The 26,050-nt window shown below is 67.4% G+C and carries 29 protein-coding genes; 9 read left to right on the top strand and 20 right to left on the bottom strand.

Translation table 11 applies throughout. The features are described from left to right. Positions 1–10 precede the first annotated feature (10 nt). The 10 genes from CQ039_RS09285 to CQ039_RS09240 all read right to left on the bottom strand — a co-directional run bounded on the left by CQ039_RS09285 (position 11) and on the right by CQ039_RS09240 (position 7,436). Complete coding sequence (locus tag CQ039_RS09285) at positions 11–1,207, bottom strand: divergent polysaccharide deacetylase family protein (RefSeq protein WP_105563235.1); 1,197 nt, start codon at positions 1,205–1,207, stop codon at positions 11–13. Between the two features lie 148 nt (positions 1,208–1,355). Beyond that, positions 1,356–2,741 carry a S41 family peptidase gene (locus tag CQ039_RS09280; protein WP_105563133.1) on the bottom strand — a complete coding sequence of 462 codons (1,386 nt, stop codon included), beginning with the start codon at positions 2,739–2,741 and terminating at the stop codon, positions 1,356–1,358. A gap of 135 nt (positions 2,742–2,876) precedes the next feature. Further along, entirely contained in the window at positions 2,877–3,971 is a 1,095-nt protein-coding gene (locus CQ039_RS09275; protein WP_105563134.1) for a murein hydrolase activator EnvC, read from the bottom strand. Next, positions 3,971–4,435 (bottom strand): 23S rRNA (pseudouridine(1915)-N(3))-methyltransferase RlmH, encoded by a 465-nt coding sequence (gene rlmH, locus CQ039_RS09270; RefSeq protein WP_105563135.1) that lies wholly within the window; start codon positions 4,433–4,435, stop codon positions 3,971–3,973. Before rlmH ends, CQ039_RS09275 begins: the two co-directional genes overlap by 1 nt. Positions 4,436–4,456: 21 nt before the next feature. Beyond that, on the bottom strand, positions 4,457–4,885 hold the full coding sequence (gene rsfS / locus CQ039_RS09265) for a ribosome silencing factor (RefSeq protein ID WP_105563136.1): 429 nt from the start codon (positions 4,883–4,885) through the stop codon (positions 4,457–4,459). 116 nt (positions 4,886–5,001) lie between these two features. Then, positions 5,002–5,676 (bottom strand): nicotinate-nucleotide adenylyltransferase, encoded by a 675-nt coding sequence (locus CQ039_RS09260; RefSeq protein ID WP_105563137.1) that lies wholly within the window; start codon positions 5,674–5,676, stop codon positions 5,002–5,004. An 83-nt stretch (positions 5,677–5,759) separates the two neighbouring features. Further along, positions 5,760–6,377, bottom strand: coding sequence for a DUF6655 family protein (locus CQ039_RS09255; RefSeq protein WP_105563138.1), 618 nt, complete (start codon positions 6,375–6,377; stop codon positions 5,760–5,762). 1 nt (position 6,378) lies between these two features. Further along, a complete protein-coding gene (locus CQ039_RS09250) occupies positions 6,379–6,819 on the bottom strand; it encodes a VOC family protein (protein WP_105563139.1) in 441 nt (146 codons plus the stop codon). A 3-nt stretch (positions 6,820–6,822) separates the two neighbouring features. After that, entirely contained in the window at positions 6,823–7,059 is a 237-nt protein-coding gene (locus CQ039_RS09245) for a zinc-finger domain-containing protein (RefSeq protein ID WP_105563140.1), read from the bottom strand. Positions 7,060–7,130: 71 nt separating this feature from the next. Then, positions 7,131–7,436 (bottom strand): hypothetical protein, encoded by a 306-nt coding sequence (locus CQ039_RS09240; RefSeq protein ID WP_105563141.1) that lies wholly within the window; start codon positions 7,434–7,436, stop codon positions 7,131–7,133. Positions 7,437–7,622: 186 nt separating this feature from the next. Between CQ039_RS09240 and CQ039_RS09235 the strand changes: the two genes are divergently transcribed. Then, a complete protein-coding gene (locus CQ039_RS09235; protein ID WP_105563142.1) occupies positions 7,623–8,597 on the top strand; it encodes an ABC transporter ATP-binding protein in 975 nt (324 codons plus the stop codon). Positions 8,598–8,645: 48 nt separating this feature from the next. On the opposite strand, the gene CQ039_RS09230 is transcribed toward CQ039_RS09235, so the two are convergent. After that, positions 8,646–9,050 (bottom strand): Tat pathway signal protein, encoded by a 405-nt coding sequence (locus CQ039_RS09230; RefSeq protein ID WP_105563143.1) that lies wholly within the window; start codon positions 9,048–9,050, stop codon positions 8,646–8,648. Positions 9,051–9,126: 76 nt separating this feature from the next. Here CQ039_RS09230 and CQ039_RS09225 point away from each other — a divergent pair, with 76 nt between their 5' ends. After that, a complete protein-coding gene (locus CQ039_RS09225; RefSeq protein WP_105563144.1) occupies positions 9,127–9,609 on the top strand; it encodes an RNA pyrophosphohydrolase in 483 nt (160 codons plus the stop codon). A 141-nt stretch (positions 9,610–9,750) separates the two neighbouring features. On the opposite strand, the gene CQ039_RS09220 is transcribed toward CQ039_RS09225, so the two are convergent. From CQ039_RS09220 to CQ039_RS09200, 5 genes are all read right to left on the bottom strand, one after another. Then, complete coding sequence (locus CQ039_RS09220) at positions 9,751–10,020, bottom strand: ATP synthase F1 subunit epsilon (RefSeq protein ID WP_105563145.1); 270 nt, start codon at positions 10,018–10,020, stop codon at positions 9,751–9,753. Positions 10,021–10,023: 3 nt separating this feature from the next. Next, entirely contained in the window at positions 10,024–11,553 is a 1,530-nt protein-coding gene (gene atpD, locus CQ039_RS09215) for a F0F1 ATP synthase subunit beta (protein ID WP_105563146.1), read from the bottom strand. 37 nt (positions 11,554–11,590) lie between these two features. Then, positions 11,591–12,469, bottom strand: a complete 879-nt coding sequence (locus CQ039_RS09210) for a F0F1 ATP synthase subunit gamma (protein WP_105563147.1) — start codon at positions 12,467–12,469, stop codon at positions 11,591–11,593. Between the two features lie 30 nt (positions 12,470–12,499). Then, positions 12,500–14,032 (bottom strand): F0F1 ATP synthase subunit alpha, encoded by a 1,533-nt coding sequence (gene atpA, locus CQ039_RS09205; protein WP_105563148.1) that lies wholly within the window; start codon positions 14,030–14,032, stop codon positions 12,500–12,502. 68 nt (positions 14,033–14,100) lie between these two features. Then, positions 14,101–14,655, bottom strand: a complete 555-nt coding sequence (locus CQ039_RS09200; RefSeq protein ID WP_105563149.1) for a F0F1 ATP synthase subunit delta — start codon at positions 14,653–14,655, stop codon at positions 14,101–14,103. A gap of 323 nt (positions 14,656–14,978) precedes the next feature. On the opposite strand from CQ039_RS09200, the gene CQ039_RS09195 reads away from it, so the two are divergent. Next, complete coding sequence (locus tag CQ039_RS09195; RefSeq protein WP_105563150.1) at positions 14,979–15,806, top strand: TerC family protein; 828 nt, start codon at positions 14,979–14,981, stop codon at positions 15,804–15,806. A 23-nt stretch (positions 15,807–15,829) separates the two neighbouring features. Further along, the gene (locus tag CQ039_RS09190; protein WP_105563236.1) at positions 15,830–16,624 is read left to right on the top strand and encodes a glutaminyl-peptide cyclotransferase; all 795 of its coding nucleotides are present in this window, start codon (positions 15,830–15,832) and stop codon (positions 16,622–16,624) included. A gap of 97 nt (positions 16,625–16,721) precedes the next feature. Here CQ039_RS09190 and CQ039_RS09185 read toward each other — a convergent pair whose 3' ends face one another. Beyond that, complete coding sequence (locus CQ039_RS09185) at positions 16,722–18,884, bottom strand: primosomal protein N' (RefSeq protein ID WP_105563151.1); 2,163 nt, start codon at positions 18,882–18,884, stop codon at positions 16,722–16,724. Between the two features lie 180 nt (positions 18,885–19,064). On the opposite strand from CQ039_RS09185, the gene fsa reads away from it, so the two are divergent. The 4 genes from fsa (at position 19,065) to CQ039_RS09165 (ending at position 22,428) form a co-directional block, all read left to right on the top strand. Beyond that, on the top strand, positions 19,065–19,718 hold the full coding sequence (gene fsa / locus CQ039_RS09180; protein ID WP_105563152.1) for a fructose-6-phosphate aldolase: 654 nt from the start codon (positions 19,065–19,067) through the stop codon (positions 19,716–19,718). Positions 19,719–19,740: 22 nt separating this feature from the next. Then, a complete protein-coding gene (locus tag CQ039_RS09175; RefSeq protein WP_233190189.1) occupies positions 19,741–20,442 on the top strand; it encodes a DUF484 family protein in 702 nt (233 codons plus the stop codon). Then, positions 20,424–21,353 (top strand): tyrosine recombinase XerC, encoded by a 930-nt coding sequence (locus CQ039_RS09170; protein WP_105563154.1) that lies wholly within the window; start codon positions 20,424–20,426, stop codon positions 21,351–21,353. Before CQ039_RS09175 ends, CQ039_RS09170 begins: the two co-directional genes overlap by 19 nt. A 67-nt stretch (positions 21,354–21,420) precedes the next feature. Then, positions 21,421–22,428, top strand: coding sequence for an aspartyl protease family protein (locus tag CQ039_RS09165; RefSeq protein WP_105563155.1), 1,008 nt, complete (start codon positions 21,421–21,423; stop codon positions 22,426–22,428). On the opposite strand, the gene CQ039_RS09160 is transcribed toward CQ039_RS09165, so the two are convergent. Further along, a complete protein-coding gene (locus tag CQ039_RS09160) occupies positions 22,415–23,206 on the bottom strand; it encodes an SDR family oxidoreductase (protein ID WP_105563156.1) in 792 nt (263 codons plus the stop codon). The genes CQ039_RS09165 and CQ039_RS09160 overlap by 14 nt on opposite strands. Positions 23,207–23,387: 181 nt before the next feature. On the opposite strand from CQ039_RS09160, the gene CQ039_RS16540 reads away from it, so the two are divergent. Next, positions 23,388–23,780 (top strand): hypothetical protein, encoded by a 393-nt coding sequence (locus CQ039_RS16540; protein WP_146112079.1) that lies wholly within the window; start codon positions 23,388–23,390, stop codon positions 23,778–23,780. 178 nt (positions 23,781–23,958) lie between these two features. On the opposite strand, the gene CQ039_RS09155 is transcribed toward CQ039_RS16540, so the two are convergent. Both CQ039_RS09155 and CQ039_RS09150 read right to left on the bottom strand, forming a co-directional pair. After that, entirely contained in the window at positions 23,959–25,194 is a 1,236-nt protein-coding gene (locus CQ039_RS09155) for a serine hydrolase (protein ID WP_105563157.1), read from the bottom strand. Next, on the bottom strand, positions 25,191–25,697 hold the full coding sequence (locus CQ039_RS09150; RefSeq protein ID WP_105563158.1) for a MarR family winged helix-turn-helix transcriptional regulator: 507 nt from the start codon (positions 25,695–25,697) through the stop codon (positions 25,191–25,193). The genes CQ039_RS09155 and CQ039_RS09150 overlap by 4 nt, the downstream gene beginning before the upstream one ends. Positions 25,698–26,050 lie beyond the last annotated feature (353 nt).

The following is a 26,050-nucleotide window of genomic DNA, read 5'->3' as shown; positions in this document are numbered from 1 at the left end:
TTCGCGGACGTTACCGCCCCGGACGCCGGGTCATGGCCGAGGCCGGGGCCAGTTGCAGGCCGCGCGCTTCGAGGCCGGCCGTCCAGCGGGCGGCGGCTTCGACGGTGACGGGATAGCTGAAGCCCGTTCCGAGCGCCGCGCCGCGCGTCTTGGCGGCGGCTTCCAGAGCGTTCAACTGCCCCATGATGGCGGCGGGGCTCTGCTGCTCGTCGATGATGCGGTCGGCGCTGGCGCGGGCGAAGGCGCCGGGCTTCCTGCGCATGGAGCCGTCGTCGAGGAAAGCGACGCCGCGCTGGCGCAGCACGCCCAGCATGGCGCCCATGCCCTCGTCCGAGGTCGCAAAGCGGTCGCCCAGATAGTTGGTCACGCCGAAATAGCCCGTCGCGCGGCCCAGCAGCCAGTCCAGCTTGGCCTCGACGTCGTCAGCGCCGCCGCTGCTCAGCAGGGTGTAGGGGCCGGGATCGTTGTCGGGATAGCCGGTCGGCTCCATCGGCAGTTCGATCATCACCTCGTGGCCCTGGGCGCGAGCCATGTCGATCCAGGCCTGCAGACCCTCGGCGTAGGGGACGAAGCTGAGGGTGACCTCGGCGGGCAGACGCTCGATGGCGGCGCGGGTGGTGACGGCGTTCAGGCCCAGGCCGCCGACGACCAGCGACACCATGGGCTTGCCGTTCGAACGGAAGGGGCGGGCATAGGCCTGGGCCGGGACGCGGCCGTCCGGCGCGATGCGCGGCAGGGGACCGTTGGGGCCGGGCGAGAACAGGCCCGCAATCGGGGCCTTGGGCAGGGGATTCGAGGGCGCACGCACCGGGGCGGCGATGGCCGAACCGCCCGCCACGCTGGCGCCGTCCGGCAGGGTGATCAGCGCCTCGCCGCCAGCGGCGCCATTGGGGTCCAGCAGGGACGGATCGCTCAGATCCTGATAGAGGTCCAGCCCGCTCATGGCGAAGGCGTCGGCGCCGGTCGGCGCGGTCTCGGTCACGGTCGGGCGCTGCAAGGCCACGCGGGCGGAGGGCGCGCCCGCGCGCGGGTCGCCCAGGACCGCCACGAACAGAACCCCGGCGGCCAGAACGAAGGCAGCCGCTGCGCCCACAGCGACCGGCGGCTTCTTCAACGTCGCCAGGACGGCGTCGAGGCTCAGGCGCGAGCGGTCCTCCGGCGGCAGACCGGCGGCGGCGGCGAGAGCGGACTGGCGCTTGGCGAACATGGACAGGGCGGCGCTCGAACGACGGTGACGGGGCGGGGAACCGCGCGACACGGTTCCCCTCGCCTCCACTTATCCCCAGCGCCGGTTAAGAAACCCTAACGGTCCATTCACCACGTTGACGCCCTCCCCCGGATCGGGCCGGATGGGATCAGTCCGGAGTTGCCTCGTCCGGCGTATCGGTATCGGCCTCTGCGGTTTCGACCGGCTTGCTTCCCGGCGCGGTGACCACGATCGTATCCGGCGCGGCGGCCAGCCTGGTCAGGTCGCCGCCCGCACGCAGCACATCCAAGGCGCGCTGCAGTTGGTAGTCCTTGGTCTTGTCGAAGTCCTTGCCGGGAGCTTCGTGCGGGACATGCGGCCCCTTGCGTTCGGCGCCGATGGAAGAGTCCAGCGCCGTGGCGTAGGCGGCTTCGGAATAGATGAAGCTGGAGCGCGAGACGATGCGGGCCTCGGCCTCGGAACGCGCCACCTCCAGATCCGGCTCGATGCCGATCTTCTGGATCGAGCGCCCCGAGGGCGTGTAGTAGCGCGCCGTGGTGATCGACAGGGCGCCGTCCTGCCCCCCGCGCAGCGGGATGACCGTCTGCACCGACCCCTTGCCGAAGCTGGTCAGGCCGACGACCGTCGCCCGCTCCTGATCCTTCAGGGCGCCGGCCACGATTTCCGAGGCCGAGGCCGAGCCGTAGTTGATCAGCACCACCAGGGGCAGGCCGCCGGTGAGGTCGCCCGGCTTGGCCGCATAGCGTTCGATGTCGTCAGGCTTGCGGCCGCGCTGGCTGACGATCTCGCCGCGTTCCAGGAAGGCGTCCGACACATCGATGGCGGCGTTCAGCAGGCCGCCGCCGTTGTTACGCAGATCCAGGACAAAGCCCTTGAGGCCGGGCTTCTCGCGCTTCAGCCGCTCGATGGTCTCGGTCAGTTCGCGGCCGGTGTTCTCGTTGAAGGTCGAGATGCGCAGATAGCCGAAGTCGCCTTCCAGACGGCCGGTGACGGACTCGACCTTGATGACCTCGCGCACAAGGACCACTTCGCGCGGCTCCTCGCCGTCGCGCAGGAAGGTGACGGTGACGCTGGCGCCGATGGCCCCGCGCAGTTTCTCGGAGACTTCGGACACGGTCAGGCCAGCCGCGTTCTGACCGTCGATGGCGCTGATGACGTCGCCCGCCTGGACCCCGGCGCGACCGGCCGGGCTGTCGTCCATCGGCGAGATGACCTTCACCAGACCGCCCTCGGACGTGATGGTCAGGCCGACGCCGGAATATTCGCCCGTCGTCCGCTCGCGCAGGTCGCCATAGGACTTAGGCGGCAGATAGTTGGAGTGCGGGTCCAGCGCCGTCATCATCCCTGACAGCGCCGCCTCGATCAGCTTCTTGTTGTCGACCGGCACCACATAGGCCTGCTCGACGATGCCCAGGACATCGCCGAACATCTGAAGCATGCGGAAGGTCTCGTTGCGCGGGGTCTGGCTGGCGACAGCCGCGGCCGATCCGCCCAGAGCCAGGGCGGCGCAACCGATGAGAAGCAGTTTACGCATTCGGTGTCTTTCCATCGGACCCGCGCGGGCTCCGGTCGTCCAGGGAGGCGCAGGCATTCGGAACGCCAACGTCAGATGCGCCGATACAATCAGCCTCGGCGCGGATTTGAAAGGACTTTCGCGCGTTTATGGCGGCTACTGCAGCCAGGGGGCGGGGTCGATGGGGCGTTCGTCGCGACGCAGCTCGAAATAGGCCTCGCCGTCCTCGCCGGTGCGGCCCAGGGCCTGACCGTCGGCGACGCGCTGGCCGGTGTCGACCGACAGCTGATCCAGCCCGGCCACGACCACGCGCCAGCCGGGCCCGAGATCCAGAATGACCACCTCGCCCCATTCCTTCAACGGTCCGGCATAGGCGACGCGAGCGGGCGCAGGCGCAGCGATGACCTCGTGGCTGGAACGCCAGCGCCAGCCGCTGGAGCCGCCGCCAAAGCGCTGCGACGGCGCGCCCTGCACCGGCGCGGTCAGGCGACTGCGCCCGGCGGGCAGACGGGCGGCAGGCGCCTCGACCACGGCGTCGGCGATGACCGGCGCCTGCCCGCCGAGTTCGCGGATGCGGGCCTCCAGCGACCGGGTGGCGCGTTCGGCGCGGGCGGCCTCGGCGCGCAGGACCGCGCGTAGCGCGACCTTGCGCGCCGACAGGCTCTCGATCTCGGCGCGGCGGTCGCCCTGGGCGCTCTCGACAGTGAACAGGCGCTCGCTGGACAGGGCGGCGAGACGACGGATGCGGATGACCTCGGCCTGGCGCTCGACCAGGGCCTTGGCCCGGTCCTGCAACTCGGGCGTCATGGCGCGGATCAGGATGGAGGCGCGCACCGTGTCGACTGCCTTGTCCGCCGGGATCAGCAGGGGCGGCGGCGGTTTGCGGCTCATCATCTGCAAGGCCGACAGCAGGCGGCCCTGACTGGCGCGCTCGCGGGAAAGCGAGGCGACCAGAGCCGCTTCGCGGTCGCCCAGTTCCTTGAGACGGGCGCGCTGGGATTCCATCTGCACATCGTCCGCCGCCTCGGCCCGGCGCAGTTCGGCCAACTGACGATCCAGATCGACGACCTCGTCTCCGGCGGCGGCGGCTTCGGCGCGCAGGCGACGGGCGCGCGCGGTCTCGTCGCGATACTCAGCCTGAAGCCGGGTCAGTTCAGGACTGGGCGCAGCCGCGCGCTGGCTCGACGCCGGACCCGCCAGCAGCAACGCCAGCCCCGACGACAGAAGAAGAAGCCCCGCCCCCCGGCGCATCAGTCGCGGTGATAGGGGGAGCCGGACAGGATGGTCACGGCGCGGTAAAGCTGCTCCGCCAGCATGGCGCGGGCCAGGGCGTGGGGCCAGGTCTGGGGCCCGAAGGCCAGGGTCGAACGGGCCGCGGCGCGAACGCTGGGGTCCAGCCCGTCGGCCCCGCCGATAGCGAAGACCAGACGGCGCTCGCCCTGGTCGCGCAAGTTGGCGATGTGGTCGGCGAAGGCGCGTGAGGAATAGGTCTTGCCCCGCTCGTCGCAGGCGATCAGATGCGCGCCCTCGGCAGCGGCCAGGATCAGTTCGGCCTCGGGGGCCTTGCCGGATTTGCGGGGTTCGAGGTCCAGCAGTTCGAGCGGACCCAGCCCCAACGGACGACCCGCCAGGGTCGCCCGCCGGGCGTAGTCGTCGGCCAGAGCGGCCTCGGGACCGCGGCCCGGCTTGCCGATGGCCGCGATCGCCAGCTTCATGGAGTCAGCTCAGTCCAGAGATCAGGCGGCGCCGGCGCCGCGGTGGGCGCTGTCGACGGCCCAGATCTTCTCGATGTTGTAGAAGGTGCGCACTTCGGGGCGGAACAGGTGGACGATGACGTCGCCCGCATCCAGCAGCACCCAGTCACAGTGAGGCAGACCCTCGACCTTGACCTTGCCCAGGCCCATTTCCTTGAACAGGCGCAGCAGGTGGTCGGCCAGGGCGCCGACGTGACGGTTCGACCGACCCGAGGCCACGATCATGGCGTCGGACATCGGGCTTTTGCCGCGCAGGTCGATCAGGACCATGTCGAGGGCCTTATCGTCGTCAAGCTTGGCGATGACGGCGCGTTCCAACTCGGTCAGGCCAACCGGAAGCGGGGCTTGATCGGCGGTACTGGGGCCTTCGGCTTGACCGTCTTCGGAATGGACGGAATCCATCGGGTCCATTTCGTGGGCCGCGTTGGAAACGGCGGCGTCTTGCGCATCGTGCGCGGGCGAGGGGGTCAGCGGAGGGCTCCGGGGAGATTACTAAAGGGGCAACCTAGCACGTTCCGGCCGAAAGGTCACCCATCGCCGCGATTCGGCGCCTCGCCCCGCCGAATCGCCGTGGACGATCGCGGATTCAACGGCGCCGTCAGATAGGTCCAGGCCGGCGCCGCCAGGCTGGGCAGCAGGCCCGCCCTGGGGGCCGGAATGCGGAACCGGGCGTAGCGCGAGGCGGCGGGCGCCGTGCGGCTGTCCAACTGGCTGCCGGGCCGGGCGATCACCGCCACCGGCATCAGATGCATGATGTCCGTCCAGCCCCGCCAGCGATGGAAGCTGGCCAGATTGTCCGACCCCATCAACCAGACGAACTGGACGCCGGGATAGCGGGCCTTGAGCAGGCGCAGGGTGTCGACGGTCCATTGCACCCCCGCGCGGGTCTCGAAATCCGAGACGATCATGGCCGGGCCGACGGTGGCGGCGACGGCCCGGGCCGAGGCCATGCGTTCCGCCAGGGGCGCCGTCTCGTGGTTCGACTTCAGCGGGTTCTGCGGCGAGACCAGCCAGACCACCCGGTCCAGGTCCAGACGCCGCATCGCCGTCTCAGCCACATGGGCGTGGCCGTCATGGGCCGGATTGAAGGAGCCGCCGAACAGACCGACCTTCATACCTGCCTGCAGGCCCAGGCCGTCGCGCAGGGCGCCGGGTCGAGGGCCGAGGCCTTTCGGCGCGGGACCGGCGTGGAAGAAGGACAAGGGCGGCTCTTTGGCGGCGACGACGAGAGGACGGACTTATGCTCACCCGTGCCCTAACACGCCTCCGCAGGCTGACGAAAGCCTCAGAACTCTTTCCAGCTGGAACCCGGATCGCGCTCGCCTGGCTGGGCCAGTTGCTGGCCCCAGGTCACGACCATCAGGGCCTTGTGACTGCGGATCTTGTACTGGCCGATCATCGGCGTGACGGCGCCCAGGGGCAGACCCGTGCGGCCGTCGTAGAGGAAGCCCGAAAACTCGGCCACGCCCATGCGGTCGCGGTTGGAATAGATCGACAACTCGGGGATGGAGACGACGTTCAGCGTCTCGTTGATCGGCACCCGCATGTCGGGAATGCCGAAGACGCGGCGCATCTGCTCCAGCGACAGGGCGCCGGCGCGGACCTCGAAGATGGCGTCGGCGCTGTCGCGGTCTCGGCTGATGGCGTAGCCGGCGTCCGACAGGGCGGCGCGGATGGCGCTCAGCGCATAGCGGGCGTTCTCGGCCTGGAAATAGGTCTCGTCGACGAAGACGCGCGCCCCTTGCGGAATGGGCAGGGTCAGGCCCTCGACCGCGCGGTCGGCGGCGCGGTTGACCAGAAGCATGTCGGTGGCCGTCCGCGCCGGATTGGTCTCGGTCACCGAGGCGCAACCGGCCAAAACGGCGGTGGCGGCCAGCAGGACGATCAGGCGCTGAGACGTCAAATCACCAGGCCCCGACGTTGGGCATGGAGGCCCAGGGCTCGGCCGGGGCCAGACGCTCGCCGCCTTGCAGCAACTCGATCGAGATGCCGTCGGGCGAGCGGACGAAGGCCATGTGGCCGTCACGCGGCGGGCGGTTGATCACCACCCCGCCGTCCATCAGACGCTGGCAGGCGGCGTAGATATCCTCGACCTCAAAGGCCAGGTGGCCGAAGTTGCGGCCGCCCTGATAGTCCTCAGGGTCCCAGTTGAAGGTCAGCTCGACCTCCGGCGATTTTTCCGCCTCGGCGCGCGCGGTATCCTGCGGCGCGGCCAGATAGATCAGGCTGAAACGCCCGGCCTCGCTGTCCATCCGGCGCGTCTGCACCAGGCCCAGCAGGTCACGATAGAAGTGCAGCGACGCCTCCAGGTCCTTCACGCGGACCATGGTGTGCAGATAGCGCATCGCTCAGTGGGCCTCGGGCGGGCGGGCCGCCGGGTCGAGGTATTCGTTTTCCGGGTGCGAATGCGCCGACAGGACGAAGCGGCGGTCACAATAGCCACACTCGACCGAGTCCTCGTCGCCCATCTCCAGATAGACCAGCGGGTGACCGAGGACGCCGCCGCCGTCGCAGGCGACACGTTTCGTCGGCACGACGATCTCTTCAGGGGCGGGGATGACGGCGTCGGTATGGCGGGGAGGCATGGGGTCCGGTCCGGTCTGGAAGGCTTGCGCCGTTCCTAGGCGGACCGGCCCCTTTGGTCAAACTTGGGAGGTCAAACTTCGGCGGTCGGCGTCGCGGGCTTGGGCGAGCGCCCCAACAGCTTGTCCAGCATGGCCTTGCGCTTCTTGAACAGGGTCAGGCCCAGGCAGCCGGCGCCGACCCACAGGCCGATCTCGCCGATCAAGGCGGCGACGGCGGCCAGCAGGGCCGCATGGGTCATGTCCAGATAGTCCATCTTGCCCGCCAGCAGGGCCAGACCCATGCCGGTGTAGCCGACGGCGCAGACGCCGAGCGCCGCAAAGCCGATCAGGCGAGTCTTGGTCAGAGGCTTTTTCATCTGGACTTGCAGGGCGGTCATCAGCGTCTCTCCATCAAGGCAGGTTGTCTTTATGACAAGGAGGCTAGACAAGACAGAAACACGCGTCAAGCATCATTTACATAAAGACGCGCACACTTGTCCGAAACGGACGTAACAGCGCCTTGGCGAAAGCCGCCGCGCCCCCTACCTATGCCGCACGCTTCCGCCGTCCGAGTGAACGCCCGCATGACCGACACCCCTGCCCTGCCTGTCAACGCCATCGAGGTGCGGGGCCTGAAGAAGACCTATGCGGGCAACAAGAAGTCGCCGGCCAAGACGGCCCTGCGCGGCGTCGACCTGACCGTGCCGCGCGGCTCCATGTTCGGGCTGCTGGGCCCCAATGGCGCCGGCAAGTCGACCCTGATCAACATCATCGCCGGGGTGGTGAACAAGTCCGAGGGCACCGTCCGCATCTGGGACCGCGACATCGACCATGAGGCCCGCGACGCCCGCGCCGCCCTCGGCGTCGTGCCGCAGGAGATCGTCGCCGACGTCTTCTTCACCCCGCGCGAGGCGCTGGAGGTCCAGGCCGGCTTCTATGGCGTGCCCGCCAACGAGCGCCGCTCCGACGAACTGCTGGCGGCGCTGGGCCTGTCGGACAAGGCCAACGCCTATGTCCGCGCCCTGTCCGGCGGCATGAAGCGCCGCCTGATGGTGGCCAAGGCCCTGGTGCACAATCCGCCGGTGCTGATCCTGGACGAGCCGACGGCGGGGGTGGACGTCGAGCTGCGCCGCCAGCTGTGGGACTATGTGCGCAAGATCAACGAGGAAGGCGTCACCGTCATCCTGACCACCCACTATCTGGAAGAAGCCCAGGAGCTGTGTGACACCATCGCCATCATCAACCGGGGCGAGGTCGTGGCCTGCGAGCCGACACAGACCCTGTTGAAGCGTCTGGACACCCGCAATGTGGTGGTGACGCCGGAAACCCCGCAGGCGGTTCCGCCCGTGCTGAAAGGCTTCCAGGTCGCGTCGCGCCCGCACGGGGCCTTCGTCGTCACCTATCGCACGGGCGAATCCAGCGTCGAGCAGGTGCTGGCGGCGGTGCGCGCGGCAGGCGTGACCATCAAGGACATCGCCACCGAGGACCCGGATCTGGAAGACGTCTTCCTGGCCATGACCTATGGCGATACGAGCCGGCCCAGCCCAACGCAGGACTAGCGCCACTCATCCTCCCCTGCTTGCGGGGGAGGATCAAGAACGGCGGCGTCAGACCACCATCACCGTCCCGAGCAGCAGCTTGGCCCCCGGCTTGCCGAGCACGCGGTCGGTCGCGGCCTGCAAGGCCCGACTGAGCCACTCCACATCCGGCGGGGCGCCGGGCAGCAGGCGTTCGCCGGCCAGACGGACGACCTCGTTGTAGGCGGCGCTGAGGCGCGGCCTGGACTGGTCGGCGCGGGTGCGCAGGGCCGTGTCAGCGACATCAACCCCGACCTCGACCGTCATCACCCCCCGTCGTCCGTCGCGGCGCAGGATGGTGGCCGTGGCCGTGGGCAGGGGGATGTAGGCGTTGGCGGGCGCGCCCCCGCCTTCGCTCTTGCCCGAGGCTTCGGCGGCCTCGGCGACGAGGGCGGTGCTCAGGGCCGCAAGGCCGATCAATGCGCGACGATCCATGCCCCATCTTGCCCCGGCTGCGCTTAAGGCCCGGTTACGGCTGGCGGGCGGTCGCGGGGGGGCGTAATCGAGACGGATGAGCCAGACTGATCTTTCCGCCTATCGCCCCAATGTCGGGGTGGTGCTGTTCAACACCGCCGGTCAGGTCTGGCTGGGCCGTCGCGCCCGGACGCCCGAGCCGTGGAACTGGCAGTTCCCGCAAGGCGGGGTCGACGAGGGCGAGGACCTGGAGGCGGCGGCGCTGCGCGAACTTCAGGAAGAAACCGGGGCGCGTTCGGTCTCGGTGATCGGTCGGACCGGCGGCTGGATCGTCTATGACTTCCCCGAGGGCATGGGCGGACCGAAATCCTGGCAGGGTTTCAAGGGCCAGAAGCAGGTCTGGTTCGCCTTCCGCTTCACTGGCGAGGACTCCGAGTTCGATCTAGAAGCCCACGGCGAGCCGGAGTTCGACGCCTGGCGCTGGGGCGCGCTGGAAGAAGCCCCGGACCTGATCGTGCCCTTCAAGCGCGAGGTCTATCAGCAGGTGGTGGCGGCGTTCGAGGACTTGCCGAAAAGCTGAGGCCGCCGTTAGCCCTCCAGTAGCCCTCCCCCTCGAGGGGGAAGGGAGACAACACGCGTGATGGCGCGCCAATGCTCGACGTAAAGAAAAAGGCCCCCCGCCGAAGCGAGGGGCCCTGATCTTGTCGGCGTCGCAGAAGCCTCAGGCTTCGACGATTTCCGAGGCTTCTTCGGCCAGGATGCTGAGACCCTCGCCGTTCACGTCGGCGAAGCCGCCCTTGACCGAGAACTGACGACGCGCAGCGCCCTCATAGACGGTGACGACGCCCTCGCGCAGGGTGGTCATGAAGGGCGCGTGGCCCGGCAGGACGCCGAAGTCGCCCTCGACGCCCGGCGCATCGACCTGATCGACCGAGCCCGCGAAGATTTCGCGTTCCGGGGCGACGAGGGAGAAGTTCAGCTTACCGGCCATGACTTAGGCTTCCGAGGCCATCTTGGCGGCCTTCTCGACGACTTCCTCGATGGCGCCGACCATGTAGAAGGCGGCTTCCGGCAGGTGGTCGTATTCGCCGTCGCAGATGGCCTTGAACGAACGGATGGTGTCCTTCAGCTCGACGAACTTGCCCGGCGAGTTGGTGAACTGCTCGGCCACGAAGAAGGGCTGCGACAGGAAGCGCTGGATCTTGCGAGCGCGCGACACGACCAGCTTGTCGTCTTCCGACAGCTCGTCCATGCCCAGGATGGCGATGATGTCCTTCAGCGCCTTGTACTGCTGCAGGGTTTCCTGAACGCGGCGGGCGACGGTGTAGTGCTCTTCACCGATGACCAGCGGGTCCATGATGCGCGAGGTCGAGTCCAGCGGGTCCACGGCCGGGAAGATGGCCTGGGCGGCGATGTCGCGGTTCAGAACGGTCGTCGCGTCCAAGTGAGCGAACGAGGCGGCGGGCGCCGGGTCGGTCAGGTCGTCGGCGGGAACGTAGATGGCCTGGACCGAGGTGATCGAGCCCTTCTTGGTCGAGGTGATGCGCTCTTGCAGGTTGCCCATCTCGGTGGCCAGCGTCGGCTGATAGCCCACGGCCGAGGGGATGCGGCCCAGCAGAGCCGACACTTCCGAACCGGCTTGGGTGAAGCGGAAGATGTTGTCGACGAACAGCAGCACGTCCTTGCCTTCTTCGTCGCGGAAATATTCTGCGATCGACAGGCCGGTCAGGGCGACGCGGGCGCGGGCGCCGGGGGGCTCGTTCATCTGGCCGTAAACCAGGGCGCACTTGGAGCCTTCGGTCGAGCCGTTGTTCTTGGCCGGGTCCACGTTCACGTTGGACTCGATCATCTCGTGATACAGGTCGTTGCCTTCGCGGGTGCGCTCACCCACGCCGGCCAGAACCGAGTAACCGCCGTAAGCCTTGGCGATGTTGTTGATCAGTTCCTGCATGGTCACGGTCTTGCCGACGCCGGCGCCGCCGAACAGGCCGGTCTTGCCGCCCTTGGTGTAGGGGCAGATCAGGTCGATGACCTTGATGCCCGTGACCAGGATTTCCGACGAGGTCGACTGCTCTTCGAAGTTCGGAGCCTCGCGGTGGATCGGACGGTATTCCGTCGTCAGGATCGGACCGGCTTCGTCGATCGGCTGGCCGACGACGTTCATGATGCGGCCGAGCGTGCCCGGACCAACCGGCGCCATGATCGACTTGCCGGTGTCCACGACGGGCTGACCGCGGGTCAGGCCTTCGGTGGTGTCCATCGAGATGGCGCGGACCATGTTCTCACCCAGGTGCTGGGCGACTTCGAGAACCAGGGTGAAGGGCTGGCCCGTCTTCTGGTCGACGTTCTGGGTTTCCAGCGCGTTCAGGATCGCCGGCAGGGCGCCGGTGAACTCGATGTCGACGACGGCGCCGATGACCTGGGCGATCTTGCCCGAGCCAGCGACGGCGGCGACGGCGGCTGCCTTCTTGGGAGCAGCCGGCTTCTTGGCTGCGGTTTTCTTCGGGGCGGTGGTGTCGGTCATCGTGCGTGTCCGTATCGGAATGTCTGGCAGGTCGGGATCAGAGCGCTTCGGCGCCGGCGATGATCTCGATCAGCTCGGTTGTGATCTGGGCCTGGCGTTTGCGGTTGTACTGGAGCGTCAGGCTGTTGATGAGGTCGCCCGCATTGCGCGTGGCGTTGTCCATCGCGGCCATTTGCGCGCCGAAGAAACCGGCCTGGTTTTCGTAGAGGGCGGCCAGGATCTGCGTCGTCAGATTGCGCGGCAGCAGGGTCTCGAGGATTTCCTCTTCCGAGGGCTCATACTCATAGACTGCGCCGTTCAGGTCGATCGGCTCAGCGTCGCCGGCCACAACGGCCGGGATCAACTGGTTCGCGGTCGGGACCTGCGAAATGACCGACTGGAACTTGCTGTAGAACAGGGTGACGACGTCAGCCTGTCCGCCTTCGAAGCTCTCGGCGATCAGTTCGGCGATCGGCTGTGCGGCGGCGAGACCCAGGACCTTGTGCTCGCTCAGCTCGAAGGTCTTCACGACCTTGTCGCCGAACAGGCGCGTCAGAGGATCACGCGACTTCTTGCCGATGGCGATGACGCGAACGTCCTTGCCCTGGGCGATCAGGCTGTTGATCCGGTCGCGGGCGGCGCGGACGACGTTGGACGAGAAGCCCCCCGCCAGACCCTTGTCCGCCGTGGCGACCACGATCAGGTGACGCTGATCGGCGCCCGTGCCGGCCAGCAGTTTCGGCGCGCCGTCGCCCGAGACGCCGGCGGCCAGGTTGGCGATGACCGAGGCCATCCGCGTCGCATAGGGGCGGGCGTTCTCGGCCTGCTCCTGGGCGCGCTTCAGCTTGGCCGCGGCGACCATCTGCATGGCTTTCGTGATCTTCTGCGTCGCTTTGACGCTTCCGATCCGATTGCGCATTTCCTTAAGGCTGGCCATCCGGCGCTACTCTCGCTCTCTGGTCAGATCTTAGGCGAAGGTCTTGGCGAAAGCGGCCAGGACGTCCTTGAGCTCGGCTTCCAGTTCAGGCGTCAGAGCCTTCTTGGTGCGGATGCCTTCCAGCAGCGAAGCGTGGTTCGAGTGGACGCGGGCCAGCAACTCGCTCTCGAAGCGGCCGATGTCCGACACCGCCACGTTGTCCAGGTAACCGCGCGTGCCGGCGTAGATCGACACGACCTGCTCTTCGACGGCCAGCGGCGAGTACTGCGGCTGCTTCAGCAGCTCGGTCAGGCGGGCGCCGCGCGCCAGCAGCTTCTGGGTCGAGACGTCCAGGTCCGAGCCGAACTTCGCGAAGGCGGCCATTTCACGATACTGGGCCAACTCGCCCTTAATCGAACCGGCGACCTGCTTCATGGCCTTGATCTGGGCCGAGGAGCCGACGCGCGACACCGAGATGCCGACGTTCACGGCCGGACGGATGCCCTGGTAGAAGAGGTCCGATTCCAGGAAGATCTGGCCGTCGGTGATCGAGATCACGTTGGTCGGGATGTAGGCCGAGACGTCGTTTGCCTGGGTTTCGATGATCGGCAGAGCCGTCATGGAGCCCGAACCATTGTCCTCGTTCAGCTTGGCCGAACGCTCCAGCAGGCGGCTGTGCAGGTAGAAGACGTCGCCCGGATAGGCTTCACGGCCGGGCGGACGGCGCAGCAGCAGCGACATCTGCCGATAGGCGACGGCTTGCTTGGAAAGGTCATCGTACACGATCAGGGCGTGCATGCCGTTGTCGCGGAAGAACTCGCCCATGGCGGTGCCGGCGAACGGAGCCAGGAACTGCAGCGGGGCCGGTTCCGAAGCCGTGGCGGCGACGACGATGGTGTATTCCAGAGCGCCCGACTCCTCGAGCGTCTTCACGATCTGAGCCACCGTCGAGCGCTTCTGGCCGATGGCGACGTAGATGCAGTACAGCTTCGCCGACTCGTCTTCCGACTTGTTGACGTTCTTCTGGTTCAGGATGGTGTCGATGGCGATGGCGGTCTTGCCGACCTGACGGTCGCCAATGATCAGCTCGCGCTGGCCGCGGCCGACGGGGATCAGGGTGTCGATCGCCTTCTGGCCGGTCTGCATCGGCTCGTGAACCGACTTGCGCGGGATGATGCCGGGAGCCTTGACGTCAACGCGGCGGCGCTCGGTGAACTGGATCGGGCCCTTGCCGTCGATCGGCTCGCCCAGCGGGTTGACGACGCGGCCCAGCAGGCCCTTGCCGACCGGCACGTCCACGATTTCGCCCAGGCGGCGGACTTCATCGCCCTCGGCGATGGCGGCGTCCGCGCCGAAGATCACGGCGCCGACGTTGTCGCGTTCCAGGTTCAGGGCCATGCCCTTCACGCCGGCCTTGGGGAATTCGACCATTTCACCGGCCTGGACATTGTCCAGACCGTGGATGCGGGCGATGCCGTCGCCGACCGACAGCACTTGGCCGACGTCGGAAACGTCGGCTTCAACGCCGAAGTTGGCGATCTGCGACTTGAGGATGGCCGAGATTTCGGCGGCGCGGATGTCCATGGTGGGCTCTCTGGCTTTCGTCTTCGGTGCGGGCCGTCAGGCGCGCTGCATTCTTGTTCGGTGCGCGCTTACGCGCGCTTGAGGGCAAACTTCATCTGGTCGAGCTTGGTCTTCAGCGAGGCGTCGAACAGCTTCGAGCCCACCTTGACCTTCAGCCCGCCCAGGATCGACGGATCGACGCGGGCGGTCAGTTCGGGATCGCGACCCAGCGACGCGCGCAGGGCCGACTGAATGCTCTTGGTCTGGGCCGCCGACAGCGGCAGGGCCGAGACGACCTCGGCAGCCACGACGCCGGTCAGCTTGGCGTGCAGAGCCTGGAAACCGGCGATCACGCCGGGCAGGTCGCGAGCGCGGCCGTTCTGAGCCAGCAGGCCGAGAAACTTCTTGGTGGTCGCATTGAACTTCGCCTTGTCGGCGATGGCCGCCAGGCCCTTGGCCTGGTCTTCGGCCGAAATGACCGGCGACTGAGCCAGGCGGCGCAGGTCCGCGCTGTCCAGCCAGACGGCCTTCAGCGAGGCGAGATCGCCGCGCACGGCGTCGAGCGCCCCCGTCTCTTGCGAGAGGTCGAACAGCGCCTGAGCATACCGTTCGCCGACTTCCGTCGTTCTGAAATCGTCCGCCACGTAATAAAGGTCCGCGATTTGAAGCGTTTGGGTCGAGTCCGGCCGCGATCTCTCGCGCCAGACAAGGGCTTGATTTGCATGTAGAAAGCACGCTTGGGACACATCTTTCGATGCATCCTTCGCTAAAGCCGCGCGGCTGATAGCATGCAAGGTCCCGGGTCGCAACCGACGGGAACGGAACGATAAGGTCGCACCCGCGCTCTTTTCCCGGTTCTACGCCCCGGCGACGGCGACGGGTGCGACGACAACGCCACGCGCGAACGCTTGATGCAACCTCACGGTCCCGTTACCGCTTATGGCTATCATCACATTCTGGAACCCCGATGCTTGAAAGCATAACTCCCCTGCTGAGCGATCCGGCCGCCTGGGCGGCCCTCGTGACCCTCGTGGTCATGGAAGTCGTCCTCGGCATCGACAACCTGATCTTCATCTCGATCCTGTCGAACAAGCTGCCGCCCGAGCATCGTCAGCGCACGCGCCGCATCGGCATCGGCCTGGCCCTGGTCATGCGCCTGGCCCTGCTGGCCGCCATTGGCTGGATCGTCGGCCTGACCGCCCCCGTCTTCGACCTGGGCTTCCACGGCGAAACCTTCGACACCGCCTTCAGCTGGCGCGACCTGATCCTGATCGCCGGCGGCCTGTTCCTGGTGTGGAAGGCCACCAAGGAAATCCACCACGCCGTCGACACCACCGCGTCGAACGACATGCTGGAGAAGGACAAGAAGGACGTCGTCATCAACAACGTCGGCTCGGCCATCGTCCAGATCATCCTGCTGGACCTGGTCTTCTCGGTCGACTCCATCCTGACCGCCGTCGGCATGACCGATCACGTGCCGATCATGATGGTCGCCGTGGTCATCGCCGTCCTGGTCATGCTGCTGGCCTCGGACCCCCTGGCCAACTTCATCGACAAGAACCCGACCGTGGTCATGCTGGCCCTCGGCTTCCTGCTGATGATCGGCGCCGTCCTGATCGCCGACGGCTTCGGCGTCCATGTGCCCAAGGGCTATATCTACGCCGCCATGGCCTTCTCGGCCCTGGTCGAGTTCCTGAACATGTGGTCGCGCAATGCGCAGATCAAAAAGGACCAGGCCAAGGAAGCCGCCCAGGCGGCCCTGAACAAGGCTGAAACCGCCGAGCCCGGCGTCTGATGCGTCTCTGGCCGGTCCTGACGATGCTGCTGCTGGCGCTTCCCGCGTCGGCCGTGGCGCAGTCGTCAGGGCCGGCCGCTTCCTCTGCTTCCGCCTCTCCCGCCCCCGCCACGCCGCGCACGCCGGTCTATGGCTATGAGGTGGTGCGGACCTTCCCCCACGACCCGACCGCCTTCACCCAGGGGCTGGTCTATCGCGACGGCGTGCTGATCGAGAGCACGGGCCGCGCCCCGTCCAGCGTTCGCCGCGTGCGGCTGGAAGACGGCGTCGTGCTGCAAAAGCGCGAGCTTGATCCCGAATATTTCGGCGAGGGCCTGACCGAGATCAACGGCCGCGTCATCACCCTGACCTGGAACAACCGCGTCGGCTTCGTCTGGGATGCGGACGACCTGAGCCAGACCGCTCGCTTCACCTATGAAGGCGAAGGCTGGGGCCTGACCCACGACGGGACGCGGCTGATCCTGTCCGACGGCTCGCCCAATCTACGCTTCTTCGATCCCCAGACCTTCGTCGAGACCGGCCGGGTCGCGGTCACCCTGAACGGTCGTCTGCTGCCTCAATTGAACGAACTGGAGTGGATCGACGGCGAGGTCTGGGCCAATGTCTGGCAGACCCGCTTCATCGTTCGCATCGACCCGGCCTCGGGCAAGGTGGTCGGCGTCATCGACCTGGCTGGCCTGCTGCCGGCGGATCAGGTGAAGGACCCGAACGACGACGTCCTGAACGGCATCGCCTGGGACGCAGCGAACCGCCGTCTGTTCGTGACCGGCAAGAACTGGCCCAGCCTGTTCGAGATCCGGCTGACGGGGCCGCGCTAAAGCTACCCCTTCCCGATCATCCCGGCGGACGCCGGGGCGAGCGGATGTGAGAGGCGGCGCTCAAACAGCGAGCCGCCGCGCGGCGAGCGTTAGCGCTCTACAAGAAACTATATGGGTCCACGTCCACGGTCAGCCGCACCGAGGCTGGCGCCTTCACCCGGCCCAGCCAGGCGCGCAGGAAGGCCTGCAGGTTCACGTCGCGATCGGCCCGCACCAGCAGCCGCTTCCGCCGCCGCCCCCGCACCAGGGCCAGGGGTGCGTCGGCGGGGCCGTAAACCTCCAGCCGCTCGGCGTTGGGGATGGCTTCGGCCAGATCGCGGGCGACCTTTTCCACCGCCATGGCGTTCTCGCTGGACAGGATGATCGCCGCCAGACGACCGTGTGGCGGCAGCGACGCCGCCTCGCGCTCGCCCATCTCGGCCTCGACGAAGGCGTCGCGGTCCCCCGCCGCCAGCGCCTGCAACACCGGATGCTCAGGCGTCCAGGTCTGCAACAGGGCGCGGCCCGGCTTGTCCGCCCGCCCCGCCCGCCCCGTGGCCTGGGCCAGAAGTTGATAGGTGCGTTCCGCCGCGCGCAGGTCGCCGCCGCGCAGGCCGAGGTCGGCGTCCACCACCCCGACCAGGGTCAGGCGCGGGAAGTTGTGGCCCTTGGCGGCGGCCTGCGTCGCCACCAGAATATCGATCTCGCCCTCAGCCATCGACTGGATCAGGGCGCGGGCTGACTGGCCGTCCGGCACGGTGTCGGAGCTGAAGATGGCGGTGCGGGCCTCGGGGAAGAGCCGACGCACTTCCTCCTCGACGCGCTCGACTCCCGGCCCCACCGGCACCAGCGAATCCTCGGCCCCGCACGACGGGCAGAGCTTGGGCTTCATCATCGAAAAGCCGGTCAGGTGGCAGACCAGCCGCCCGGTGTAGCGATGCTCGACCAGCCATGAATCCGTATCCGGCGCGGTCAGGCGATGACCACAGGCGCGGCACAGGACGACGGGGGCGTAGCCGCGGCGGTTGAGGAAGAGCAGGCTCTGCTCCCCCTTGGCGAAGGTCTCGCCGATGGCGTCACGCAGCGGCTGCGACAGCCAGGTCTGCGGGTCCGGCGGGCAGGTGCGCAGGTCCACCAGCTCGATGTCCGGCAGCACCGCCGCCCCATGCCGCGCCGCCAGCTTGAGCCAGCCGTAGCGACCCTGACGCGCGTTCCACAAGGTCTCCAGCGACGGGGTGGCCGAGGCCAGAACCACGGTCGCGCCCTCGATCCGGCTGCGGGCCACGGCCAGGTCGCGGCCATGATAGACCAGACCCTCTTCCTGTTTGAACGAGCCGTCGTGTTCCTCGTCCACCACCACCAGCCTCAGGTTGGCGTAGGGCAGGAAGAGAGCCGAGCGGGCCCCGACCACGATGTTGCAGCGCCCGGCGACCACCGCTTCCCACACCTGGCGACGTTTCGGCGGGGCGACGCCCGAATGCCATTCGGCGGGCATGACGCCGAAACGGGCGGCGATGCGCTCGATCACCGCCTGGGTCAGGGCGATTTCGGGCAGCAGGATCAAAATCTGCGCGGCGGGATCATGGCGCAGCGTCCGCGCCGCAGCCTCCAGATAGGCCTCGGTCTTGCCTGAGCCCGTCACCCCGTCCAGCAGGAAGGGGGCGAAGCCGCCCTTGGCCACAGCCTCGGCGATGGCCGTGGCCGAGGCCGCCTGATCCGGATTCAAGACAGCGGGGGCATGGTCGGGATCGGGGGCGTCAAAGGCGGCGACCGCCTCGATCTCGATGACCGTCAGCACCCCCTCGTCGACCAGTCCCTTGACCACGCCCGGCGACACATTGGCCGCGCGGGCCAGATCGGCGCCGGTCATGGACTTCTGGCCCAGAGCCTCCAGAACCGCCGTCCGGGTCGCCGTGGGGCGGGCGGGGCTGCGGCCCTCGACCCGTTTGACCCGCCGCTCAGGCCGGGGCCGGGGCGCGCGCAGGCCTTTCAAGGCCGCGGCCGCCATCTCGCCCGGCGGGCTCAGGGTCCATCGCGCGGCCCATTCGACAAAGGTCAGGGTCCGTTCCGGCAGGCGATGCTCGCTCAGCACCTGATTGATCGCCTTCAGCCGCCGGTTGGAGCCCGTGGTCTCGAACACCTCGGCCACGACGCCCCGGATTAAGCGCGGCCCCAGCGGCACGTTGACCTGATCGCCGCGCACAGCCGTCAGCCCCTCCGGGACCTCGTAGTCGAAGGCCTCGGGCACCGGCAGGGGAATGAGGACGGAGGCGACTTTCATACCGCCTTTCCTCCCCATTCCATGGGGAGGTGGCGCGGCGCATCGCGCCGTGACGGAGGGGGCGTCTCGACATTCAACGACTGGGCCGTCCCCTCCACCACTTCGTGGTCCCCCTCCCCACACAGTGGGGAGGAAAAGGAGGCTCGCCCTTCAGCCATCTCGGCGTTAAAACCCTGTCCCATGAAACTCTTTCTCGACACCGCCGACGTCGCCGTCATCAAGGACATGCTGCCCACCGGGATGGTGGACGGCGTCACCACCAATCCGTCGCTGATCGCCAAGTCGGGTCGGAACATCGCCGAGGTCATCGCTGAGATTTGCGCCCTCGTCGAGGGGCCGATTTCCGCCGAGGCCGTGGCGACCGACTTCGAGACCATGGTCAAGGAGGGCGACAAGCTGGCCGCCATCGCACCGAACGTGGTCGTCAAACTGCCCCTGACCTGGGACGGGCTGCGCGCCACGCGGGCCTTTGCCGACAAGGGGATCAAGACCAACGTCACCCTGTGCTTCTCGGCCGCCCAGGCCATGCTGGCCGCCAAGGCGGGCGCCACCTTCATCTCGCCCTTCGTCGGTCGCCTGGAAGACGTCGGCGCCGACGGCGTGGGCCTGCTGGAAGAAATCCGCGCCCTCTACGACATCCATGATTTCGACACCGAGATCCTGGCCGCCAGCTTGCGCAACCCTGACCACGTCACCGCCGCCGCCATCGCCGGCGCCGACGCCGCCACCCTGCCGGCCGACACTTTCAAGGCCCTGGTCAAGCACCCGTTAACCGACAAGGGGCTTGATGCGTTTTTGGCTGACTGGGGCAAGACCGGTCAGTCCATCCTGTAACGCCGACCGGAAAGAGGTCCACTTGAGCACTTCCTTGGACCTCTCATCCGACGCCGCCGAGGGCCTTCACTGGCCCGAGGTGCGGGCCTGGTTGAACGCCCACCCGGATCGCCTGCTGGACGACCGCACCCTTCTGGAAGAACTGGGCCTGCGCGCCACCGGCCGCAACGTGGTCGATTTCGGCCGCGCGGCCCTGACCCGGCTGGAAGCCGTGGTCCAGCGCGAGGCCGGGGCGCGAAAACAGATCGAAGAGATCGCCCGCGCCAACTTCGCCGCCCAGACCCAGACCCACGTCTCGGCCCTGGACCTGATGGAGGCGACCACCCACGCCGAGTTGTCTCGCCAGTTGGACGCTACCTCGCAAGCCCGCTTCGGCCTCGCCGGGGGCGCCATCGCTCTCGAGAAGCCCGGCGCCGTGCCTTTCGGCTGGAAGGCGCTGGAGCCGGGCCGCGTCGACGCCCTGCTGGGCGACGACGGTCTGGAATGGCTCGGCCCCAACTTCACAGGTCTGGACCTGTTCGGCCCCGCCGAGGGCGAGGTGAAGTCGGTGGCTCTGGTCCGCATGAGCCTGCATCTGCCGGGTTCGGACGGCGCCCGCCCGGCCCTGTGCGCCTTCGGCTCGTTTGAGGATGACGGCTTCACCCCGGCCATGGGCTGCGAACTGGTGGCCTTCATCACCCGCGTGGTCGAACGCATGGCCGAGCGATGGCCGACGCAGGCTTAACCGCCCCGGAGGCCCTCCTCGCCTGGCTCGAGCATCTGGCGCACGAGCGTCGCCTGTCGCCGCGCACGCTGGAGGCCTATGGCCACATCGGGCGGCTCTACGTCGCCTTCCTCGAACGTCATCGCGGCGGGCCGCAGTCATTGACTGATCTCGGCGCCGTCACCGCCGCCGAGGTCCGCGCCCATCTGGCCGAACGTCGCAGCGGCGAGCGCCCCCTGAACGCCCGCTCGCTCAGCCAGACCCTGGCCGCCATTCGCGGCTTTCACGCCTTCCTCGACCGACGCTGCGGCACGCCCGCGCCGCAACTGGCCCTGGTGCGCGGCCCGCGCGTCAAGCCGTCCCTGCCCCGCCCGGTCACCGAGGATCAGGCCAGGGGCCTGCTGCACGAACCCGAAGCCGATCCCGACATGGCGCCGTGGGAGGCCGCGCGCGACCGCGCCGTCCTGACCCTGCTCTACGGCTGCGGATTGCGGATTTCCGAGGCCCTGTCGCTGAAGCGATCCGACGCCCCCCTGCCCGACGCCCTGAGGATCACCGGCAAGGGCGGCAAGATGCGGCTGGCCCCGGTCCTGCCCCAGGTGCGCGAGGCGGTGGACGCCTATCTGGCCCAACAGCCCTTCATCCTTGAAGCGGACACCCCCTTGTTCCGCGCCAAGCGCGGCGGGCCCTTAAGCCCCCGTCACGTCCAGGCCACGGTCCAGCGCCTGCGCGGGCGCCTGGGCCTGCCCGCCTCGGCCACGCCCCACGCCCTGCGCCACAGCTTCGCCACCCACCTGCTGGGGGCCGGCGCCGACCTGCGCTCCATCCAGGAACTGCTGGGCCACGCCAGCCTGTCCACGACCCAGAAATACACCCAGGTCGACGCCGCCCGCCTACTGGCCGCCTACGCCGAGGCTCACCCGAGAAGCTGACTATCCAGCGACCGCGAACGGCGCCTATTCTCCGTGCGGGGATTGATCGCGGCGCGGAGATAGGCCGTTGCGTGAAACAGGATCGATCGGTCACCCTTCGCGGCGCGCGGCGCTGACCCTGGGCGCGGGCGGCGCAGCGGCGTTCGCCCTGCCCGGCCTGGTCGGCGCGCAAGACCCTGTGACCCCCTCGCCGCCGCCCGAACCCGACGAAGCCGCCCGACTGTTGGAGAACCTGCTGACGCGCATGGGCGTCAAGGTGAACGTGGGCAGCCTGCGCGAGCCTCTGTTCGTCATCGACACGGGAGCCGAGCGCACCGCCATTTCCGACCGCCTGGCCGCCGAACTGAACCTGGCTCCCGGCCCGCCGGTTCTGGTCCACGGCATCACGGCGGCGGAGGTGGTCCAGACAGTCGAGCTGCCTCGACTGGATTTCTCGGGCCGGCGTTTCACCCACATGACGCCGCCGGTCTTTCCCTACGAGGTCCTGGGCGCCGACGGACTGCTGGGGCTGGACGTCCTGTCGCGCTTTCGACTGACCCTGCTGTTGCGCCAACGGCGGATCATGCTGGCGCCCTCTGGACCCGACGTGATTGCGCGGGGCGTCGCCGTCGGCGTGGCCAGCCGGTTGCGCACCGACATCACACCGGTGCGCAGCGGCCGTTTCGGCCAACTGTTCCTGACCCATATCGAAGTCGACGGCGTGCCGGCTGTGGCCTTCGTCGACAGCGGCGCCCAGTATTCAATCGCCAACCTGGCGCTGATGCGCGCCGTCGATGCTCAGGTCGGTCCCACGCCGCGCCAAACCATCCGCGTCTATGGCGTCATCGGCCAGTCGCTGATGGTCCATAGCGGATCTGTGTCCAACCTGCGGCTGGCGCGCCGCGAGATGGGCGTCACACCCCTGCTGTTCGGCGATCTGCACGCCTTTCAGGTCCTGGGTCTGAGCGAACAGCCCGCCTTGTTGCTGGGGGCCGACATCCTGATGCGGTTCGATCGCATCACCCTGGACTACGGCCAGTCCCGCATCACCTTCGGCGACCTGCTGAGGCGGCCGCCCCAGGTCAGATCGCCTTGACCGCCCCGCCGTCCACGCGGATCAGCGATCCCGTGACATAGCCCGCCAGAGGGCTGGCCAGGAAGGCGGCGACGGCCCCGAACTCCTCGGTCGCGCCGATACGTCCGGCGGGGATGGATTTCACCGATTCCGCACGCGCCTCGGCGGGTTCGACCCCGGTGGCGGCGGCGCGGGCGGCGTCCAGACGCTCGATGCGCGGCGTGTCGATGCGGCCCGGCAGCAGGGTGTTGACGGTCACGCCATTGGCCGCGACCTCGCCCGCCAGGGTCTTGGCCCAGGCCGCCACCGAGGCGCGCAGGGTGTTAGACACGCCCAGCGTCCCGACCGGCTCGATCACGGTGATGGAGGCGACGTTGAGAATGCGCCCCCAGCCCATGGACCTCATCCCCGGCAGCACCCGGTCGGTCAGACGGAAGACCGACAGCACCATGGACTCGAAATGATCGCGCCAGACGGACGGCTCCAGCCCGTTGACGCCCGACGGCGGCGGCCCGCCGGTATTGTTCAGCAAAATCTCGATCGGCCCGCCCAGAGCGGCTTCGGCCACATCCACCGCCTTCAGCAGGCCCGCATGATCGGCCAGATCAGCGGGGGCGATCACGGCCTTGCCCGGCCCCATGGCGTTCAACTCGTCGGCCACAGCCTGCAGCTTGACCGCATCGCGCGACAGCAGGGCCACGTGCGCCCCTTCGGCCACCAGAGCCGTCGCCACCGCCCGTCCCAGGCCGCTGGAGCCGCCGCAGATCAGGGCGCGCTTGCCGGTGAGTTGAAGGTCCATGAGGGTGATCCGGTGTCGTGGAAGGGGTCAGCCTCCGACATGGTCACGCGCACCATCGATTGCGAGGCCAAGTCGAGAAAACTCGAGCACCGTGCTTGAAGCCAGGTCCGTTCTCGGTGTGGGAACCGATGAACGCTTACGACCCGTTGCGGACGTTGGCGACCAGGCGATAGGAAAGCCGATGATTATCGCCACGATGTTCTTGGCCTTTAGCCAATCGACCATGCCCGTTGCGGTGCGGCCTGAACCTGTCGTTTGTGAACGGTCCGAGCGTGATCCGATTGCGGGATCACGGCTGTGGTGCCCTGCTGAGGTCAAGGGGCGGGTGCCACAACGCCTGTTAACGACAGCCCCCATCGATCAGGTCGGCAAAGGATGGGCATTGTTGAAATGCGATCTCGGCGAAAGCGGCGTGACTACTGCCTGCAGTCTTATTGATGAGTCGGAACCGCAGTCTCCGTTCGGAGCATGGGCGACACGTGTCCAGCTCAGGGCGATTGCGCAGGGCGCCGATGGCAATGTGCCTGCGCCTGGCGACAGCTATTACGCCTTTGCCCGATGGGAAGTTCGCTAACGCCCGCTCCCCCCTTAGCGGACATTGACGGCGGCCGCTTTCGAGCCGGACGGCCAATGTCCGCTTTCGGCGCCGAAACCCAGGACCGCAATCGACCCATTGCGGACATGAGTGTTGCCAAGCCCGAACAGTCGCAGCTAACTCAGAGTAGCCCCTTGGCGAAGTACGCCTATCGGATTCACGGACGCAGCAAGTCCCGGTTGATGCGATCGAAGAGACGGGCCATCGCTTGCTCGGTCTGCACATCGGGCGTGCGGTTCATCAGGACGACGATGGCGTTTCCCCTCGCCGGATCAAAATAGAGGCTGGTGTAAACACCCTGGTCCGAACCTGCATGGCCGATGAGCCCGTTGCGATCCCGCCAGAAGAAGCGCTGCCGATCGTCGATGCTGGGCGGCAGTTGTAGTTTCAGCATCTCATCGAAAGAGGCGGTGGAGAGCAGGTGGCCGCTGCGCGTCTTTCCTCCCGCCAGCATGCTCTGGGCCAGCAAGGTCAGATCCCGTGCCGACGCGTTCACGCCGCCGTCCGGGTAGTTGGGGTTCCCGAACTGGGGATAGGTTGCAAAGTGACGGTCGCTGCTGGCGGGGCGGAAGATCTTGCGGATGAGGAAGTTGCGCTTCGGTTGTTCCGTGCTTGCGCAGAGACCGGTGAGGGGAAGGCACTGCACCACGTCGTATCGGGTCGCCAGCTCACCAGGGCGATAGTCAGCCAGAAGCCAGGAAGAGTTCGTCATCCCGAGAGGCTCGAACACGTTCGTCTTGGCTAGCGCGGCCAAGGGCGCGCGCCCGACGGTCTCGGCTACGGCGCCGGCGACACCGGCGCCAAGGTTGCTGTACTCGCGTTCGGCTCCAGGCGCCGTCGTGAGGTAGTGCGCGCCGCCTTCATAGCGTGCGCCTTCTGGCGTCAGGAGGCCGCGAAGGTGATCGACCAGAGGCGTCGGCGAGTCCGCCCCCTTCTGGTAGTCCGAGACTACATAGAAGTCTGCGATGCCGGATGTATGGGTCGCAAGTTGGCGAATGGATATCGCCTGGCCGTCGGCATTGGGATTGTTCACCCGGAAGGGCAGCATGGCGTTGATGTCGGCGTCCAGATCCAGCAGCCCCTTGTCGTGAAGCTGCAGCAGGACGATCCCCAATATGGGCTTGCTGATGGACGCAATGTTCATGGGAGTTTCGGCGGTCATCGGCTTGCGCGCTTCCACGTCGGCGAACCCGTAGCCCTGCATGTGGACGACCTGGTGATCTCTCACGACCGCGATGGCCAAGCCTGGGATCGCCTCTTCCTCCATCATGGCGGGCACGAAGTCGGCAAAGTCCTGCGTGCTTTCGGACCGCAGCAACTGTTTGGGTGAAGCAAGCCAATAGACCAGCAGGGCTGCCAGAATGACGCCCAGGGCGATGAGGAATTTTCTCACGATTGATCTCCAGGCGATTGGGGAAGTTCGAAGCGATCGTCCATCGGCCGAGCATTGAGCGCCGCCATGGCGCGGTCCAGAAGATCGCCGAGGTCGGCGTCGATGTCGGTGTCCAGACCCTCGAAAACGGCGGCCGCTTCGACATTGTACTGATGCAGAAGGCCGGCCTGCGCCGTGCCGAACTCGGTCAGAAAATACTCGGTGCGTCGACGGTCGGCGGCGTCGGTTCGCTTTTCGATGACGTGGAGCTTGCTGAGCGTGGCGAGGTGTTGCGCCACCGTCTGGTGAGGGTGTTCCAACGCGCGGGCGACCTCTGTCACGGAAGCCGGTCCATTCTTGCTGAGATGCAGCAGTGTGGACGAGCAGGAGACAGGAAAGACCATTCCGTTGCGGACGTAGACCTTCGTCACCTGGTTCTGAATCAGGAAGGCGAGGTCCAGCAGCTTCTTGGCCGTGTAGGCCTTCCGCACGATTGCGGTGTCGTAGAAATCTCGATGGATCATTCCTGCGTCATACTAATGCGCAGGGTATTGCGCAATAGACTGCGCATAATTTCAGCGACCTGTCAGCGATAGGCGACGAGTGAACGTGCTCAGGGCCAGAACCGACGTCCGCTAACCACCCGTTGCAGCGGTTCACATGGACAGCTTTTCGGCGTCCTCAATCAACTGAAAGAGCAACGCATCATCGTCCGTGCCGTGTCGCTCTATGGCCACCCCGTCTGGCCCGACGCCCCTCACTCGATACATGCCATTGCTGACTTCGGTTATCGTGAACGACCAACCCTGCGGCGGTTTCCGGGCAACCGATTTCTGATGACTAGACATACCGCCCACTAACTTCGGCAATGTCGGCA

This window comes from Brevundimonas sp. MYb52 (genome assembly GCF_002979535.1).
Lineage (GTDB): Bacteria > Pseudomonadota > Alphaproteobacteria > Caulobacterales > Caulobacteraceae > Brevundimonas.
This window is presented reverse-complemented; position numbering and strand designations above follow the sequence as displayed.